Below are 18,744 nucleotides of genomic sequence, written 5' to 3' on the forward strand. Positions count from 1 at the left end.
TATGGAGCGTACGGAAAAGATCGGCCTTGGCGTCGCGACGGCTGGACATGTCCTGCTGTTCGGGCTGCTGTCTGCCGGTTTCCTGTCCACCCCCAACCCGTTGAAGCTGAAGTCCCCGCCGATGGACATCAGCCTGGTGGACGAGGTCGCGCTGCAATCGACCGCGCCGCAGGTGTCGACCCAACCGCCGCCCCCGAGTGTGGCGCCGGAGCAGGGACCGACCGAGGACGCCAAGCCGGCGCCGGAACCGGCCCCGGCACCCGAACCCACGCCTGCGCCGCCGGAACCCAAACCGGTGCCAAAACCCCTGCCCAGGCCGACCCCGCCCAAGCCGGTGGTGAAGGAAGTGCCCAAGCCGCAGCCTAAGCCGGCGCCGCCCAAGAAGGAGGTGGCGAAGACGCCGGCCAAGCCCAAGCCTGCGCCGGAAAAACCCGCGCCCAAGGCGAAGCCGGCCCCCGAAAAGCCCGCCGCCAAGGCAAAGCCTGCGCCTGAAAAGCCGAAAGCGGCCACCGCCGCGCCGTCCAAGGCGAAGAGCGATGCCAAGGGCAAGAGCGACGCGCCGGCCAAGGCGTCTGGTGCTGGCAAGGCTGACAAGCCCAAAGGATCGTTGCTGGGCAAGGATTTCCTGAAAGGGATCGACAGCAAGGAGGATGCGCCGCGCACGCCCGCGCCGCCGCCCGCCGCCGCCATGGGGCCGGCGCAGAAGTCGGCGCTGGACGCGGAGCTGCGCCGTCAGTTGAAGCCGCACTGGCGGCCGCCTTCGGGCGCGGATGCCGATCAGCTGGTGACGCTGCTGGAAGTGCGGCTGGACAAGAGCGGTGCGGTCATCGGCACGCCCGAGGTCATCGACCAGCAGGGCGTGACCGCCAGCAACCGACCGCAGGCCAAGCTGCATGCGGAACGGGCGATTCAGGCGGTGAAGCTGGCATCCCCCTTCCGCAACATGCCGCCCGAATTTTACGACCAATGGAAATGGCTCCGGCCACTCCGCTTTGACGCGAGGCTGAACCGATGAAGACCAGCATTTTACGCCGCCTGGCGATGGCCACCGTCGCGCTGACCGCCATATTGTCTGCGCCCGCCATGGCGCAATTGTCGGTCGATGTGACCGGCGAGATCGACAGCAATGTCAAGGTCGCCGTACCCGCCCTGCCCGCGCAGCAGGATGTGGCCACGCCCGCCGGTACGGCCAGCGAGCTGGGCCGGAAGATCGCCGAAGTGATCGCGTCGGACCTCAAAGGCTCCGGCCTGTTCGATCCTTCGGGTCCGGGCGGCCTGCCTGCGCTAGCCTTTCCCGAAGTGACGAATCCGGTCTATGACAAATGGGGCGCCTATCAGGCGCTGGTGCAGGGCTTCGTGCGCACGACCGGCGGCGAAGCGGACATCACCGTGGGCTGTTATCTCTACGACGTCGCGCTGCGCCAGGAACTGACGCGGCAGGGCTATGTCGTCGCCCCGCGTGACTGGCGCCGGGCCGCGCATAAATGCGCGGACGCCATCTATGCCCGCCTGTCGGGCGAAAGCCCCTTCTTCGACAGCCGCATCGCTTACATCGCCGAGAGCGGGCCGAAGGGTGCGCGCGTCAAGCGGCTGGCCATCATGGACAGCGACGGCGCGAACCACCGCTTCATCACCAATGGCCAGTCGATGGCGCTGACGCCGCGTTTCTCGCCCGATTACAAGTCGATCCTCTATGTCAGCTATCTGGGCAGTCGGGTGCGCCTCTATATCTACGACATCGGCGCCGGGCAGCAGAAGCTGGTGACGGAAAGCAGCAACGCGACCTTCGCACCGCGCTGGTCGCCCGATGGCCGCAATATCCTGTTTTCGATGGCGGTGGCCGGCAATACCGACATCTATCGCGTGTCGGCCAGTGGCGGCACGCCGGTGCGGCTAACGACATCGCCGGGCATCGACGTGGGCGGCAGCTATTCGCCCGACGGCAGCCAGATCGTGTTCGAAAGCGATCGGTCGGGCGGGCAGCAAATCTATGTCATGAACGCCGACGGCTCCAATCAACGCCGGATCAGCCATGGCGGCGGCCGCTATGCGACGCCCGAATGGTCGCCGCGCGGCGACCTCATCGCCTTCACCAAGCTGTCGGGCGACTTCAAGGTCGCGGTCATGACGCCGAGCGGCGACAATGAGCGCATCCTGACCAATGGCTGGCAGGATGAACAGCCGACCTGGTCGCCCAATGGCCGCGTACTGCAATTTTTCCGCACGACACCCGGCAAGCAGGGCAGCAGCCAGGTGTGGCAGGTCGACCTGACCGGGGTGAACGAGCGCCGGATTCCGACGCCGCTGAGCGGCTCCGACCCGGCCTGGGGACCGTTGCTGCCGTAAGGCTGGGTTCAGGCTGATCCCCCTAAGCGGAACCTAATCGTCTTGACAGCGTAACGACCTTCACGAAGCATGCGCTCCATGTTCGCGGGTGGGCATGAGGATTAAAAGGAGAACCCGATGAAATTGTCCCGGACGCTGGTCATGGCCACCGCCATCATCGCATTGGCCGCCTGTTCGAAGAAGCCGCCGGCCGAACTGCCCCCCGCCCCCGGCGGTACCGGCGGCACCACCGCGCCCACCGGCCCGGTCGGTACCGGTGGCCCGGTCAAGGGTAGCCAGGAGGATTTTCTGGCGTCGGTCGCGGCGGACCGCATCTTCTTTGGCCTGGACCAATATGATGTCGATGCCGAGGATCAGGCGACCTTGCAGAGCCAGGCGGCCTGGCTGCGCCAGAATCCGTCGGTGCGCGTCACGATCGAAGGCCATGCCGACGAACGCGGCACCCGCGACTATAATATCGCGCTGGGCGAGCGCCGCGCCAATGCGGCTAAGAATTACCTCGCCTCGCTGGGCATCGATCCGGGCCGGCTGACCACGGTCAGCTATGGCAAGGAACGCCCGGCGGCGCTGGGGTCGGACGAGGCCAGCTGGGCGCAGAATCGCCGCGCGGTGACTGTTACCATCCAATATTGATCGTTTGATCGAGCGCTATCAAAGGCCCGCCGGTCCCCGCGACCGGCGGGCCTTTTACATGGGCGCAACAAACAGGCTGACAAAAGGTCCAATTTAGCCGATACGCTTTCCTCTATATGGAACGCCCCGATATATGGGACGGCGGGATAGCGAGAATATCATGCAGGACGGCGACGACAGGAAAGACGGAACCGAGGCGGTCAAGGGCACGCAGACGTTGATGCGCGCGCTCGACATCATGGACGAGGTGATCGACGGGCCGATCCGCGCCGCCGACCTGGCCCGCAAGCTGGGCATGAGCAAGACCACCGCGCACCGGCTGGTGCAAGCGCTGAAATCGCGCAACTATCTGTCGGTGACGCGCGACGGCTTCGCGCTTGGCCCTAAGCTGTTGCAGCTGGGCGTGCTGGCGACCGAGCAGATCGACTATGTGCGGGTCGCTCGCCCCTTCATGGAATTGCTGTCGGATCGCACCGGCTTCTGCGTGTTCGTGGGCAAGCGCGAGGGCGACTGGTCGCGCCATCTGGACCGGGTGACGGGGACGCAGCGGCTGCGCGTCGCCACCGCGCCGGGCGACCGGCGGCCGGTGGCGGAAACGGGCCTGGGCAAGGCACTGCTGCTGGACGAGGATGAGGCGACCTGGGAGCGGCTCTATGTCGAGGCCAAGGATGGCAAGGTGACACCGGCGCAGATTCAGGCCTATGTCACAGAAATGCGCGGGCACAAGGCGCGCGGCGAGGTGCTGCACGACAGCGAACTGGGCGACGGGGTGCGGTCGATCGCGGTGCCGATCCGCGATGCCAAGGGGCAGATCTGCATCGCCATCTCGATCGCCAGCGCCGCCCATTATCTGACCGACGACCTGCGAGACGGGCTGGCCGAGCAGGTGATGCGATCGGCCGAGCAGATCAGCGGCGCAGTGGGCTATGCCGGGCCACGCTGAATAGGAAGACCCGCGCTTAACTTAGCACATTTCCCGCTGATTACGACATTATCGATCATCAATAGGAAATTATGATGCGAGCGGTGTCGGCGATAGCGGCAATGTAGCAGGGCGACGCCGGATAGGACAGGCGGACACAATAAGGGCGCGGTCACCGGGGTGACCGCGCCCTTCAGTTTGGGGGAGGATGATAAGGGAATTTACATCCGGTAGGTCACGCCGAAGGTGAAGGTGCGGCCGATCCGGGTTTCGAACAAAGTGTCCTGACGCTGGCTGTCGATATAGAGGCGGTTCTGCTCGTCGGTCAGGTTGGTCGCTTCCACGATGACCTTCAGCCGGTCAGTGACATTATAGCTGGCCGAGGCATCCATGTAGAAGGTCTTGGCATTGCCCTGAAGGTCGCTGCCGGGCGAGGCCGGGATGCCGCGGATGAACTGGTCGCGGAAGTTGCCGGTGGTGCGGATGCTGAACTTGTCATCCTCATAATAAAGCGTGGCCGACGCGGTGTTGGGCGACAGGCCGACAAGGTCCGCCGTGGTGGTCACGGTCGGCGTGCCATTCACGCTGGCGAGGATGTAGTTAATCTTCGAAGTGACATGGGTATAGTTGGCCAGCAGGCCGAAATTGCCCAGGAAGCCGTCGAAGAAGGTGAAGGGAATCTGCGCGTTCAGCTCGATACCCTTGAGCTTGCCGCCCGGCGTGTTGAACGGCTGGGACACGGTGAACAGTTCATCCGGCGAGGTGTTGCTGTTTTCCAGCAGCGCATTGGGCAGACCCAGCTGGTTGAACGGGATCTGGCTGTTCACATTCTGGATGAAGCTCTTGATGTCCTTGTAGAAGAAGGCGGCCGAGAGCAGCGAACCGGGGCGGAAATACCATTCCACGGCGACGTCGAAGGTGGTCGCGCGGATCGGGTCCAGGAACGGGTTGTTGATATTGCCGACGCGGGTGACCGGATTGACGCCGCTGGTGGGCGTCAGCAGGCCGAGTTCCGGACGAGCCAGCACCTTCGCCCCGGAGAAGCGGACGAGGAGATTGTCGATCGGCTCGATCACGACATTGGCCGAGGGCAGCCAGTCGTCATAACTGTTCTTCGCAGCGGCATATTGGCCGGTCAGGCCGGTCGGCGAGCTGACGGCGGCCAGCGCGATATAGCCCGACGATGCCATGTCGGTCTTGACATAGCGCACGCCGACATCGCCGCGCACGCCGAAGCCGATCGCATTTTCGAGGTCGAAATTGGCCATGATATAGCCGCTCATCACCTCTTCGCGGACCCGGCTGCGCCCACCGCCACATTCCACGCCGCAATAGCGAACATCGTCGAAGCCGAAGGTGCTGGCCCATTTCGCCGGGTCGATCGCGACCCAGCTGGATGGCGCGCCATTGCCCCACAGCTTATCCACGCCGCTGATGGTGGTGGTGATGTCGGCCAGCGTGGTGCCAGCCGGCAGATCGCGTACGACGGTGTCGGCATTATAGGGGCGCAGGAAGGTGGAGAGGAAGTCGCTGCGCCGATATTGCGCGCCGCCACGGATCGTCAGCGCGTCGCTGACCGTCCATTTCAGGTTGGTTTCGGCGGTCATATTGTCGGTGGTGTTCTTCGACGGCTTGCCCTGGAAGCTGAAGCCGCCACGCACCGTGCCGTTGACGGTCGGCGCGTAGGAGAAGCTGGTCGGATCGTTGACGTCGACACCGAAGCCCAGCTTGGGCGTCGAGCCGCCGTCGCGATAGTCGATCGAGAAGCCGTCGGTGTCGATCGCGTCCATGAAGGTCTGGAGGCGGCTCTTGCCATCCCACACCGACTGGTTGAAGCCGACGATGCCGCTGACTTCCAGACTGTCGTTCAGCTGGCGCTTGAAGTTGAAGTTGGCCTGCTTGAAGGTCGAGACGAAGTGATCGACCAGCCCTTCGGACCGGACGTCGACGCCGTCGAACACGCCATGCACCAGCGAGCCATTCTCGTCGAACTCGATTTCGCGCACCGACGTCATCGGCTGGCCGAGGTTGGAGGCGTTGCGGGCGAAGGAGACGGCGGCGATATAATTGTCGCGCCGCGTCACTTCGAACCGCGAATAGAGGAAATCTAGCGAGATGTCGGTGGCGTCATCCGGCTGATATTGCAGCGTCAGCGAGCCGCCGATGCGCTCCTGCTTTTGCTGGCTGTTGAGGTAGCGCGGCAGGCGCGGCAGGAAGGCGCCGCTGCCTGCAACACCCGGCAGGTCGTCGCGGCGCAGATCCTGGATCGTCTGATAGGCGGCGGCATCGCTGGTACGCGGATTGCCGGTGCTGCAATTTTCAGCGGTCACGCCGCGCAGGGCAAGCTGCTCGGGCGTCTGGCCGGCCGTGTTGATCGGCGCGCCCAGCGGCGAGCAGAAGCCGCCATTGGTGTTGGCCGACAGGATATCCACCGCCGAATAGCCGACTTCGCGCAGGTTGCGCTTCTGATAGGCGACCGAGCCGAGAATGCCGAAGCCGCTGTCGCCGAATTTCTTGGAGACGAGCAGAGAGGCGCGCGGGTCGGCCTTTTTCGACAGTTCGTTATAGACGCCGCGCATGGTCGCGGCGAGGACGAAATCTTCCTTCTGGTCCATCGGCTTGGGCGCGGACAGGTCGACGGTAGCGCCGAGTGAGCCTTCCTCGACATCGGCCGAGGTGGTCTTGCGCACCGACAAGGCGGAGAAGATTTCGGTCGGGAAGACGTTGAAGTCGAAGCTGCGGCCGTTATTGCCGGCGCCGTAGATATCCGACGAGCCGGTCTGCGACGTGCCTTCCATGCCGTTGATGCGGACGCGGGTGAAGCCGGCGCCAAGGCCGCGGACCGAGATGTTGCGGCCTTCGCCGCCGTCGCCGCGAGCCAGCGCGATGCCGGGGACACGCTGCATCGATTCAGCGAGGTTGGAGTCGGGGAACTTGCCGATATCTTCCGCAACGATCGAGTCGACGGCAGCGGCCTCGTTACGCTTCATGCCGAGCGCGCTGTTCAGCGAAGCGCGGAAGCCGGTGACGACGATGTCGGCCGTGCCCGAATCGGCAGTGGACTGATCGGCGACGGGCTGATCCTGGGCGATGGCCGGCAGGGCGACCAGCAGGGTCGAGGCGATCGCAAGGGCCGAGCTGCGGCGGGCGAACGCGGAACGTACAGGCATATAATCCTCCCCAATGTCCTGACCGCCTCCTCCCCGGAGGTCGATCTAATGGTTCCACTATGTGAACTCGCGTGTCATCCTATCCACCTAGTCGGACAAAAGAAAGAAAAATCATCATGTGATTTTGCATTTCACAATGTGGATCATTTTATCACCCGTTCCACGAGCCAGACCCATTGACCGCCATCATGTCCCTATATATGGATTATATGCCTATTTAACGGGATTAATATTCAACTGCCTCTGCACGGGCGGTTGATCTGGGGGAGCGCTGCGGCGTCTCGTGGCGCTCCCTTTTTCCGTATCCCCCGATCGGATGGTTCCTCACATGCCGATATCCGCCGCCCTCGCCCTGATGCTTTCCGCCACGCCGATGGCCGCGACTCAGCAGTTCGACCTGCGCCCCGAGTCGGCCGAACGGCAGCGGCCCTATGATCGAGGTGGCCATGGCGTGGAGCCGGGCGGCAGTGCGGGCGGCTTCCTCTTTTCCGTGGCGCTGCCGGAAGGCGACTATCGCGTGACGCTGACGCTGGGCGGCGCGCAGGCTGGTGACACGACAGTGAAGGCGGAGGCGCGGCGGCTGATGCTGAACCATGTCGTCACGCGCCGAGGCGAGACGGTCGAACGGAGTTTTCTGGTCAATGTGCGCACCCCTGCCCTGACGCCGCCGCCGGCCAATGCGCCGGGCGGCAGCGCGGTGCGGATCGACGCCCGCGATGCGCAGGAATATACCTGGGACGAGAAGCTGACGCTGGAGTTTCTGGGCAAGCCGGCCGTTCGGTCGGTGCGGATCGAGCCGGTGCGGGCGCCGACGATCTTTCTGGCCGGCGATTCGACCGTGACCGACCAATATGCCGAGCCGGCCGCCAGTTGGGGCCAGATGCTGCCCGCCATGCTGGACGACAAGGTTGTGGTCGCCAATCATGCCAAGTCTGGGGCGACACTCAAATCCTTCCTGACCGACCTGCGCTTCGACAAGCTGCTGGCGGGGATGAAGGCGGGCGACTGGCTGTTCATCCAGTTCGGCCATAATGACCAGAAGGCCGAATGGCCGCAGACCTATGCGGACGCGGATGTGACCTATCCCGCCTGGCTGCGCGCCTATATCGCCGAGGCGCGACGGCGCGGCGCGCAGCCGGTGCTGGTGACGTCGCCCGAGCGGCGCAATTTCGATGACGCCGGGCGGATAAAGGACACGCTGGGTGCCTATGCGGCGGCGGTGCGCAAGGTCGCGGCGGAAGATGGCGTGCCGCTGATCGACCTGAACGCGGACAGCAAGGCGATCTATGAGGCGCTGGGGCCGGAGGTCGCGCCGTCCATCTTCAACGATGGCGGCAAGGACAAGACGCATCATAATGACAGCGGCGCCTGGTTGCTGGCGCGGGCGGTGGCGGAGCGAATCAGAGCGCAGGTGCCGACGCTGGCGGAGCATGTGACCGCGCCGGCCTTCATGCCGGGCCGGCCGCAACTGGAGACGGTGTCGATCGTCTCCAGCCTGATCCGCAACGACCAGCGGCCGGCGGGCAATTGATGCGCATGAGCCGTCGGGAACTGGCGCTGGGCGCCGCTGCGCTGTGGTTGCCGGTCTTTCCGGCGCATGCGGCGCGGCATTTCGATGTGCGCGGTCATGGCGCGAAGGGCGATGGCATCGCGATCGACAGCGGGGCGATCAATGCCGCGATCGAAGCGGCGTCTCGCGCGGGCGGCGGGACGGTGATCCTGCCGCGCGGGCGATACCTCTGCTTTTCGATTCGGTTGCAGAGCCGCGTCACGCTGCTGCTCGCTGAAGGGGCGGTGATCGAGGCGGCCGATCCGGCGCGCCATGGCGGGCAATATGACTTGCCCGAAGCCGGCATCGAGCAGCTTTATCAGGATTTCGGCCATAGCCATTGGCGCAACAGCCTGATCTGGGGCGAGGGTATCGAGCAGGTGGCGATCATCGGGCCGGGGATGATCCATGGGATCGGCCTGACCCGCGATGGACCGGGCGCGCGGTGGAAGAAACAGGCGGGCGAGCGGCCGCTGTCGATGCAAGGCATGAGCGACGCGCAGATTGCGGAACTGGAACCCGCCGCTGCCGCGATGCAGGGGCTGGGCAACAAGACGATTGCACTGAAGAACGGGCGCGACATTCATCTGTCGGGCTTCACCATCTTGAAGGGCGGGCATTTCGCGATTCTGGCAACGGGCACGCGCGCCCTGCGGATCGAGGGGCTGACCATCGATACCGAGCGGGACGGGATTGATCTGGACTGCGTGCAGGATGTGATTGTCGAGCGATGCCGGGTCAATTCGCCCAATGACGACGGGATCGTGGTGAAGAGCAGCTTTGCGCTGGGCCGGGCCATCGCGGCGGAGAATATCCTGATCCGCGACTGCGATGTGTCGGGATATGACATGGGGTCGCTGGTCGATGGGACGAAGCGGACCACCCAGGAGATCGCACCCGATCGGGACCGGGTGACGGGGCGGATCAAGCTCGGCACCGAGAGCAATGGCGGATATCGCAATGTGCGGATCGAGGATTGCCGCTTCACCCGGTGCCGGGGGCTGGCGCTGGAGACGGTGGACGGCGGCGTCATGGAGCATGTCGTGGCGCAGCGGCTGACGATGCGTGACGTCACCACCGCGCCGCTGTTCCTGCGGCTGGGCGACCGGCGGCGCGGGCCGGCGGGGACGGGCGTGGGCTTGATCGAGGGGGTGACGATCCGCGAGGTGGATGCGCGCGGGATCGACCATCGCTTTCCTGCTGCAATCGCTGGCTTGGCGGGGCATCCGATCCGCGATGTGACATTGCGCGACGTGCATCTGGAATATCGTGGTGGCGGCACGGCGGCGGATGCGGCGCGTGTCCCGGCCGAACTGCCGGACGCCTATCCGGAGCCGAGCATGTTCGGCGTGCTGCCCTGCTGGGCCTTGTGGGCGCGGCATGTGGACGGGCTGATGATCGACCGCTTCACCGCCGGGACGATGCAGGCCGACCAGCGACCGCCCTTTGCACTGGAGGATGTACAGCGCTTTTCGGTCCGGAACACGCTGCTCTGGCGTTGACGAACATATGGGACGGTGTTACCAAATATAGGTAGAACGTTCCACAATATGGTTTCATAGGTGGGAGCGAGGGGAGAGAATATGTCCATCCATGCCTTCAAGATGCAGCTGAAGCCCGGCGTGGTGGACGAATATCGCAAACGCCATGATGCAATCTGGCCGGAATTGTCCGCGCTGCTGACCGAAGCAGGCATCCACGACTATTCGATCTTCCTGGACGAAGAGACGCTGAGCCTGTTCGCGGTGCTGAAGCTGCGCGCGGATAACAGCCGCGACAGCCTGCCCGATCATCCGATCATGCAGCGCTGGTGGGATTATATGGCGCCGCTGATGGAAGTGCGGCCCGGCAACCAGCCGAAGGAATGGCCGCTCCCCCTGCTGTTCCACATGGATTGACGCCATGCGTTCGCTGATCGCTGCCCTGTTGCTGGGGTCCGCCCTTGCCATGCCTGCCGTCGCGCAGGAGGCAAAGCCGACCGCCAACCTCTCCGCCCCGGTCAAGACGTTCGGGCGCGTGTCCTATGACGCCCGGTCGCTGATGGTCGATGGCAAGCGGCTGGTGGTGTGGGGCGGCGAGTTTCATCCGTTCCGCCTGCCCTCCCCCGATCTGTGGCGCGACATCCTCCAGAAGATGAAGGCGAGCGGTTACAACAGCGTCGCCCTCTATTTCGACTGGGGCTATCACAGCCCGAAACAGGGCGTGTATGATTTCAGCGGCATTCGCGACATCGACCGGCTGCTGACCATGGCGGAGGAGGAAGGCCTCTACGTCATCACCCGCGCCGGGCCCTATGTGAATGCGGAATTGTCGCGCGGCGGCTTTCCCGGCTGGCTGGTGAACCAGCGCGCCCGCGCCCGCACCGATGACCCGGATTATCTGAAAGCGGCCGACGAATGGCTGAGCCGCATCAATCCGATCATCGCGAAGCATCAGATCAACGCCGACCCCAAGCGCCGCTATGGCGTCATCCTGCACCAGATCGAAAATGAGCTGGCGCTGACGACCCCGGCGCAGCGGCGCTATATGGACCATCTCTATGCCAAGGCGCGGGCCGACGGCATCAGCGTGCCGCTGTTCCACAATGATCAGGGCCGCAACGGCTATTGGGTGCCGGACAGCAGCAAGGTGGACAAGGTCGTGCATGGCCCGAACGATATGTATGCGTTCGACGGCTATCCCGGCGGCACCTGCACCGTGGAGGGCAAGCCGACCCGTGACGTCGCCGCCCCCGACTGGGGCTATTATGGTCCGGGCGGGGCGAAGGGCGGCGCATCCGCATCGCCTGACACGCCGGGGTTTCTGGCGGAATTTGGTGGCGGCTGGTTCGACTATTGGGGGTCGAACGGCGGTTATGAGTGCAACGCGATCCAGCGCGGCAAGCGGTTCCAGCGGGTGTTTTACGGCACCAATCTGGCCAACGGGATCGGCATCCAGAGCTTCTATATGAGCTATGGCGGCACCAGCTGGGGCTGGTTGCCGGCGCCGGTAGTGTTCACCAGTTACGATTATGGATCGGCCATTTCCGAGCCGCGCGTGCTGCGCGACAAGGCGATGGAGATGAAGGCGTTGGGCGGGCTGATCGCGTCCGTGCCCGAACTGGCGGGCATGATCCCGGCGGGGCAGCCGGTGATTTCATCGCCCAACATCCAGATTTACCACAACAAGAGTCCTGAGACGGACGCGCGCTTCCTGATGGTGACGCACAAGCCGTCCAACGGGCAGACGAACGACGCGTTCAGCTTTACTGCGGACCTGCCGGACGGGCACTATACCGTACCGATGCAGTTGAATGGCTTCGACGCCAAGTGGCTGGTCGCGGGCGTGACCCTGAACGGACAGCGGCTGGTCTATTCGACGTCGGAGCTGCAATCGTCGCAGGATGGCGTGATGCTGCTCTATGGCCGCGCGGGTGAGCCGGGGGAAACGGTGCTGCGCTATGCCACCGCGCCCAAGGTGACGGTGCTGGAGGGGCAGGTTTCGAGCGCATTTGACGCGGCCAAGGGCGACCTGAAGCTGGGCTACACGCATCAGGGCCGGGCGATCGTGCGGATCGAGGGTGGGGATCGCCCACCGCTGACGCTGATCGTCGCGGATGAGGCGGAAGGCGCGCATTATTGGCGACAGGGCGATGCGCTGGTGCGCGGCCCTGCGCTGGTACGGTCGGCGGTTGCCACGGGCGGCACACTTGCTCTCACCGGCGACACGGATGGTGCCGATGGGCTGGAAGTGTGGGCGCCCAAGGCGGTTCGCGCCATCAGCTGGAACGGCGCGAAGGTCGCGACCAAGGTCGGCGCATCGGGTAGCCTGATCGCGACGCAGGCGCTGAGCGGGCCGGCGGAGTTCGCCCTGCCCGCGCTCACCGACTGGCGCATGGCCAAGGGATCGCCGGAAGCCGATCCGGCATTTGACGACAGCGCATGGCAGGCGGTCGACCGGCGATCCTATGCGCCGACCACGATCCGCCCGGACGGCCAGCCCAATATGAGCATGGACGCCTATGGCTTTCATGACGGCGATGTCTGGTATCGCGGCCGTTTTACCGGGACGCCGGACACCAAGGCGCTCTCGCTCTTCTACGGGGCGGGTGGCGCGGGACTGGTGCAGGCATGGGTGGACGGACAGTTTATCGGCGAGGCGGAAACCTCAAATGGCGTGCCTCGACCGATCACCACCGGGACGGCGCGCTTCGCCCTGCCCGCCAGCGCGCAGAGCGGCGCGCATGTCCTGTCCGTCATGGTCCGCAACAACGGCCATAATTGGGATCTGGACAGCGACGATTTCCATAAGGAAGCGCGCGGCCTGATCTCCGCCTCGCTGGAGGACGGCCCCAGCGGGCGCAGCTTCGCCGTGCCGATCGAGTGGAAGATTCAGGGCAAGCAGGGCGGCGAAACCCTGCCCGATCCGGTGCGCGGGCCGGCCAACAATGGCGGCCTCTATGGCGAACGCATGGGATGGCACTTGCCCGGTTTCGACGACAAGGCGTGGGACAAGGTCAGCGTGCCCGCGGCGCAGGCCGATGCGGGCACCAGTTGGTATCGCACCAGCTTCGCGCTCAATGTGCCCAAGGGGCAGGATGCGACCATTGGCCTGAGTTTCGGCGATGCGTCCAAACCGCGTTCCCCGGTCCGCTATCGCGTGCTGATCTTCGTCAATGGCTGGAACATGGGGCAGTTCATCGCCCATGTCGGGCCGCAACGCACCTTCCCCATCCCCGAAGGCATCCTCCATCACCGGGGCAAGAATCATATCGCGCTGGCCGTCACATCCGATGGCCAGCCGGGCGACGCGCTGGAAAGCGTGCGCCTTATCACCCTTCATACCGTGAAAGGCGGTCTGCCAGTGCAGATGGTTGCCGCGCCAAACGCACCTTCAGACCTCAAGGAGACCAAGTAAGTGGCCGCTATCCATCATGATGTCCCGCGCCAGCAGGTCGTCGATTCCATCGACCGGCTGATGGACAATCTCGTCAATATCAAGGACGAGACGGGCGAATTCCTGCTCCATCTGGAGGACGGTCGCATCATCGACACCAAGGGATGGGCCGGATGGGAATGGACCCATGGCGTCGGCCTGTTCGGCATGTGGCGCTATTTCGAGCAGACCGGCGACTATAAGGCGCTGGAAATCATCAAGCAGTGGTTCGAGGATCGCTTTGCCGAGGGCACGCCGACCAAGAATATCAACACGATGGCCCCGTTCATCACGCTGGCCTATCTGTATGAATATGAGCCGGACCCGCGCTACATCCCCTATCTGGACACCTGGGCCGAATGGCTGATGGCGGATGACGGCCTGCCCAAGACCGAGGAAGGCGGGTTCCAGCATATCGTCTATAATGACGAAAACCCCGGCGAAATGTGGGACGACACGCTGATGATGTCGGTGCTGCCGCTGGCCAAGATCGGCCTGCTGCTGAACCGTCCGGCCTATATCGAGGAGGCCAAGCGGCAGTTCCTGGTCCATATCAAATATCTCTACGATACGAAGACCGGCCTGTGGTTCCATGGCTGGGACTTCAACGGGCGGCATAATTATGCCGAAGCCCTTTGGGCGCGGGGCAATTGCTGGGTGACGATCGCCATCCCCGAGATCATCGAGATTCTGGACCTGAAGGAGGGCGATTTCTTCCGCACTTTCCTGATCGATACGCTGGCAGCGCAGGTAAAGACGCTGGCCGAAACGCAGGATGCGGAGACGGGCCTGTGGCATACGCTGATCGTCGATCCGACCAGCTATCTGGAAGCCTCGGCCACCGCCGGCTTTGCTTATGGTATCCTGAAGGGCGTCCGAAAGGGCTATCTGCCGCGCCATTATGAGGAGGTCGGGATCAAGGCGGTGCGCGGCGTTCTGGCCAATATCGATGAGGCCGGCGAGTTGCAGCAGGTCAGCTTCGGCACCGCGATGGGCAGTAGCCAGCAATTCTACAAGGATATCGCGCTGACCTCCATGCCCTATGGCCAGAGTCTGGCCATCTGCGCGCTGGGCGAGTTTTTGCGCAGCTATATCTGAGGCAAGGAGCGAAAGGGGACGGCTGTGGAAGGACTGTGCCTCTTTCGCCTTTTGCGCAAAAATGCCGTCGGCCTGATCGGGCTGGCGGCATTTTTGCTGGGATCGCCGGCGCTGGCCGAGGACTGGGTGCATGATCGGGCGCAGGCGGGCGATTTTGCGCTGGCAGCGGAAGGTCTGGCGGCGCGGATCGTCACCGATGCGGCGGACCATGAGGTTGTGCGGATCGCCGCCGCCGACCTGCGCCGGGACATCGCCACCGTCAGCGGCGCGGCCGAAGGCGGCGCGGGGCAGGTGTGGATCGGGACGCTGGGGCATCATGCAGCGATCGACCGGCTGGTCGCGGCGAAGCGGATCGACGTCGGCAAGCTGAAAGGCGCGTGGGAAAGCTTCCTGATCGTCACGATCGATCGGCCGGCGCCGGGAGTACCCCGCGCCTTGGTAATTATGGGCAGCGATCGGCGCGGGACGGCCTATGGCGCCTATGAACTCTCGCGTGCGATCGGCATGTCGCCCTGGCACTGGTGGGCGGACGTCACGCCGCTGCATCGGGATGCGCTCTATGTCGCGAAGGGCGTGCAGCGGTTCGGGCCACCTTCGGTCAAATATCGCGGCATATTTTTGAACGACGAAGATTGGGGGCTGGTGCCCTGGGCAGCCGGCACATATGCGCGCGATGAAAAGCCGCTGGGGCCGAAGACTTATGAAAAACTCTTCGAACTGCTGCTGCGGTTGAAGGCCAATCTGCTGTGGCCGGCGATGCACAAAGTGACGCGGCCGTTCAATGCCGATCCGGCCAATGCAGCGCTGGCAGATCGCTATGCGATCGTCATGGGATCGAGCCATGCCGAGCCGATGCTGCGCAACAATGTGGGCGAATGGACCGCGCCGGCGGAGGATTTCGATTATCTGAAGAACCCCGATGGCGTGCGCCGTTATTGGGGCGAGCGCGTCACGGCCAATGCCGCTTATGAAAGCGTATGGACGCTGGGGATGCGGGGCATTCATGACAGCGGGATGGTCGGGCCAAAGACGATCGAGGACCGGCGGGCCACGCTGGAGCGGATATTCGCCGACCAGCGGGCGATGCTGGGCAAGGCTGGCATAAGTGAGGCGCCGCAGGTCTTTACGCCTTACAAGGAGGTACTGGACGTCTATCGCGCGGGGCTGAAGGTACCGGACGATGTAACGCTGATGTGGCCGGACGATAATTTCGGCTATATCCGCCATTTCCCCGATGCCGCCGAACGGGCGCGCAAGGGTGGGTCGGGCGTCTATTATCATCTCTCCTATCTGGGTGCACCGCTCTCCTATCTCTGGTTGTCGACCACGCCGCCCGCGCTGATCCGGCAGGAAATGGGGCGAGCCTGGGACAAGGGTGCGCGGACCCTATGGGTGGTCAATGTCGGCGACCTGAAACCGGCGGAACTGGGCACCGACTATTTCCTGCGCATGGCATGGGACGTGGACGGCGTGCGTGGAAAAGCTGTGGATAAGTTTGTGGAAGAATGGGCTACGGAGACGATCGGCGCGGCGGTGGCAGCGCCAGTCGCGGCCATCCTGCGCGATTATCATCGGCTGAATTTCACGCGGCGGCCGGAGCATCTTCAATGGTATCTGCCGGGCGAGAAGGCGCGGCAAAGTCCGCTGACGATAGCGCAGGCCGATGAACGGCTGGCGGCCTTTGCAGCGATGGAGGCAGCGGTCGGGCGGATCGAGCCGCTGGTCGCGCCTGAACGACGGGACGCCTTTTTCGAGCTGGTCGGCTATCCGGTGCAGGCATCGGCGGCGGCGAACCGGCGCTTCTTTGCGGCCGAAGCGCATGACCGGCTGCGCGATAGCGATCTGGCCGAGGCGACGCGGCGGGGCGAGATGGCGCATCAGGCCGATGCCGCGATCGGAGCGCTGACCCGGCGCTATAATCGCGACATTGCGGGCGGCAAATGGCGCGGGATGATGGCGGTGGAGCCGGCCGATGGGCAATGGCGCAGCTATCGCCTGATCCCGCCGATCCTGCCGCCGGTGGATGCGGTCGTGCCGGTCGTGCAGCGCGCTTCGGCAACGCATGAGACAGCGAGTTGGACAGCTGTTTCGCCCCGCGACTTTGTTGCCGGGACTGGATGGCGGCTGGTGGACGGGCTGGGCCGGCAGGCCGAGATGCTCGCCGCCAGCGGCACCGGTGGTCGGGCCATGGCGGCCGTCACTTTGCCCGCCGGGCGCTGGCGCATGGTGGTGGATATGCCGCCCGCCTATGCCGACCGGGATGGCGATCCGTTGCGGTTGACGATAGGGATCGACGGTACGGATCATGCGCTGATCACACCGCGTGAGACGGGGAACCGGGACTGGGCGATGGGGGTGCTGGACAATCGGCTGAGCCTGACGCTGCCCGGCGAACTGACGGGCGGGCGGCATGATCTGACGGTGTCGGCCAGCGATAGCGGGGTGATGATCGAGGCGGTGCGTTTCCTGCCCATCGAGGCCGATCGCGCCTTGCATTAATTTCATATTGCGTGATAGACGTCCACTATGTGGCATTTAATGCCTGGCCCGAGGATAAGAATCACCGGCGCTCCCCAAGGCGAGGATGAAATTGCACGTGCCTGAAACCACCCGACCCGTCCGCCTGCAAAACTATCTCGCCTATGGCTCCAACGATGTGCTGGGTGCCGGGTCGATGGCCGTCATTTCCGGCTGGGTGCTCATTTTCTACACCCAGTTTTGTGGATTGAGCGCGGGACAGGCGGCGACGATCTTTGCCGTAGCGCGCATCCTGGACGCCTTCGCCTCGCCGATGATCGGCTATATTTCCGACCATTTCGGGTCGACCTGGCTGGGGCGGACATTCGGGCGGCGGCGCTTCTTCATATTGGCGGCGATTCCCCTGCTGCCCAGCTTTGCGCTGATGTGGCTGCCGGGGCAGGGATTCTGGTATTATCTGGTCAGCTATGTGCTGTTCGAGCTGGTCTACGCGATGGAGATCATCCCGTTCGAGACGCTGGCGGCGGAAATGTCCACCGACTACCGGACCAAGGCGAAATTCGCAGGGTCGCGCATCCTGTTCGGGCAGGCGTCGGCGATTCTGGCCGGCTTCCTGCCACTGTGGCTGATCAACGCGCTGGGCCGGGACAGCGCCGACACCTTCTTCTACATGGGCCTGATCTTCGCCGCCTTGTTCATGGTGACGGCCGGGCTGCTCTATCTGTTCAGCTGGGAACGGCATATGCCGGGCGGACTGGCGGCGGTGCCGGAGCAGAAGGGTGCGGGTGGCGCTGGGCAGGCGTTGAAGGCGCTGTATCGCAACCTGTTTTCGACCATGCGTATCCGGGCGTTCCGCCTGCATCTGGGCATGTATCTGGGCGGTTATATCAGCCAGGATATTTTCAACGCGGCCTTCACCTTCTTCGTGATCTTCGCCCTGTCGGGGTCGATGGCGATCGCGTCGGGCCTGCTGGGGACCATGTATATCGTGCAGTTCGTGGCGGTGATCATCGCCATCAACCTGGCGCTGCGCGCGTCGCCGGCCAAGGCCTATCAGGTGGCCGCCGCCGACTTCGCAGTGGGCGTGTTCGCGCTGCTGGCGCTGTGGCTGCTGGGCGTGCCGGCGACGTCCCCGTGGATCTGGCTGCCGATCATATTGGTGGGTCTGGGGCGCGGGGCGCTCAATTATATTCCCTGGGCGACGTACAATTATATGGCGGACGTGGACGAGATCGTCACCGGGCAGCGGCGCGAGGGCAGCTTTGCCGGGGTCATGACCTTCGTGCGCAAGGCGACGCAGGCCGCCGCCGTGGCGGGCGTGGGCTTCATCATGCAGGCCGGCGGATTCGTGTCGGGCGCGCAAGCGCAGAGTCATGGCGCGATCCTGACCATGGCGCTGCTGCTGGGCGTGGGGACGGTTGGCTGTCTGGCGTTCGGCATCGCCGTTTCGCGTCGCTTCCGCCTCAGCCCCGCCACCCATGATATCTTGATGCGCGAGATCGAGCATCTGCGGAGCGGGGCCACCACCCCCTCCTCCCCCGCCGCCGCCATGGTGGTCGAGGATCTGTCCGGCTGGCGCTACGACCAGCTATGGGGCAATAACCCGGTGGCCCGGTCGGCGGGGTGAACAGGGG

12 protein-coding genes are annotated in these 18,744 nt (G+C 64.4%); 11 read left to right on the top strand and 1 reads right to left on the bottom strand.

Annotation, left to right across the window (positions count from 1 at the left end; translation table 11 throughout):
* Position 1 precedes the first annotated feature (1 nt).
* From RQH62_RS14540 to RQH62_RS14555, 4 genes are all read left to right on the top strand, one after another.
* A complete protein-coding gene (locus tag RQH62_RS14540) occupies positions 2–1,015 on the top strand; it encodes a cell envelope biogenesis protein TolA (protein WP_311269444.1) in 1,014 nt (337 codons plus the stop codon).
* Complete coding sequence (gene tolB / locus RQH62_RS14545) at positions 1,012–2,346, top strand: Tol-Pal system beta propeller repeat protein TolB (RefSeq protein WP_311269445.1); 1,335 nt, start codon at positions 1,012–1,014, stop codon at positions 2,344–2,346. Before RQH62_RS14540 ends, tolB begins: the two co-directional genes overlap by 4 nt.
* A gap of 117 nt (positions 2,347–2,463) precedes the next feature.
* The gene (pal, locus tag RQH62_RS14550) at positions 2,464–2,979 is read left to right on the top strand and encodes a peptidoglycan-associated lipoprotein Pal (protein ID WP_311269446.1); all 516 of its coding nucleotides are present in this window, start codon (positions 2,464–2,466) and stop codon (positions 2,977–2,979) included.
* 133 nt (positions 2,980–3,112) lie between these two features.
* Positions 3,113–3,922, top strand: a complete 810-nt coding sequence (locus tag RQH62_RS14555; protein ID WP_311269447.1) for an IclR family transcriptional regulator — start codon at positions 3,113–3,115, stop codon at positions 3,920–3,922.
* Between the two features lie 200 nt (positions 3,923–4,122).
* Here RQH62_RS14555 and RQH62_RS14560 read toward each other — a convergent pair whose 3' ends face one another.
* Positions 4,123–7,071 (bottom strand): TonB-dependent receptor, encoded by a 2,949-nt coding sequence (locus RQH62_RS14560; RefSeq protein WP_311269448.1) that lies wholly within the window; start codon positions 7,069–7,071, stop codon positions 4,123–4,125.
* Between the two features lie 328 nt (positions 7,072–7,399).
* Here RQH62_RS14560 and RQH62_RS14565 point away from each other — a divergent pair, with 328 nt between their 5' ends.
* The 7 genes from RQH62_RS14565 to RQH62_RS14595 all read left to right on the top strand — a co-directional run bounded on the left by RQH62_RS14565 (position 7,400) and on the right by RQH62_RS14595 (position 18,737).
* Complete coding sequence (locus tag RQH62_RS14565; protein ID WP_311269449.1) at positions 7,400–8,602, top strand: rhamnogalacturonan acetylesterase; 1,203 nt, start codon at positions 7,400–7,402, stop codon at positions 8,600–8,602.
* Positions 8,602–10,122: a glycosyl hydrolase family 28-related protein gene (locus RQH62_RS14570; RefSeq protein WP_311269450.1), complete on the top strand. Its 1,521-nt coding sequence runs from the start codon at positions 8,602–8,604 to the stop codon at positions 10,120–10,122. Before RQH62_RS14565 ends, RQH62_RS14570 begins: the two co-directional genes overlap by 1 nt.
* An 81-nt stretch (positions 10,123–10,203) precedes the next feature.
* Entirely contained in the window at positions 10,204–10,518 is a 315-nt protein-coding gene (locus RQH62_RS14575; RefSeq protein WP_311269451.1) for an L-rhamnose mutarotase, read from the top strand.
* A gap of 4 nt (positions 10,519–10,522) precedes the next feature.
* Entirely contained in the window at positions 10,523–13,516 is a 2,994-nt protein-coding gene (locus RQH62_RS14580; protein ID WP_311269452.1) for a beta-galactosidase, read from the top strand.
* The gene (locus tag RQH62_RS14585; RefSeq protein ID WP_311269453.1) at positions 13,517–14,632 is read left to right on the top strand and encodes a glycoside hydrolase family 88 protein; all 1,116 of its coding nucleotides are present in this window, start codon (positions 13,517–13,519) and stop codon (positions 14,630–14,632) included.
* Between the two features lie 24 nt (positions 14,633–14,656).
* A complete protein-coding gene (locus RQH62_RS14590) occupies positions 14,657–17,131 on the top strand; it encodes a glycosyl hydrolase 115 family protein (protein ID WP_311269454.1) in 2,475 nt (824 codons plus the stop codon).
* A gap of 97 nt (positions 17,132–17,228) precedes the next feature.
* Positions 17,229–18,737, top strand: coding sequence for an MFS transporter (locus tag RQH62_RS14595; protein ID WP_311269455.1), 1,509 nt, complete (start codon positions 17,229–17,231; stop codon positions 18,735–18,737).
* Positions 18,738–18,744 lie beyond the last annotated feature (7 nt).

Source organism: Sphingobium sp. WCS2017Hpa-17 (assembly GCF_031843765.1).
In the GTDB taxonomy this organism is placed as follows: domain Bacteria; phylum Pseudomonadota; class Alphaproteobacteria; order Sphingomonadales; family Sphingomonadaceae; genus Sphingobium.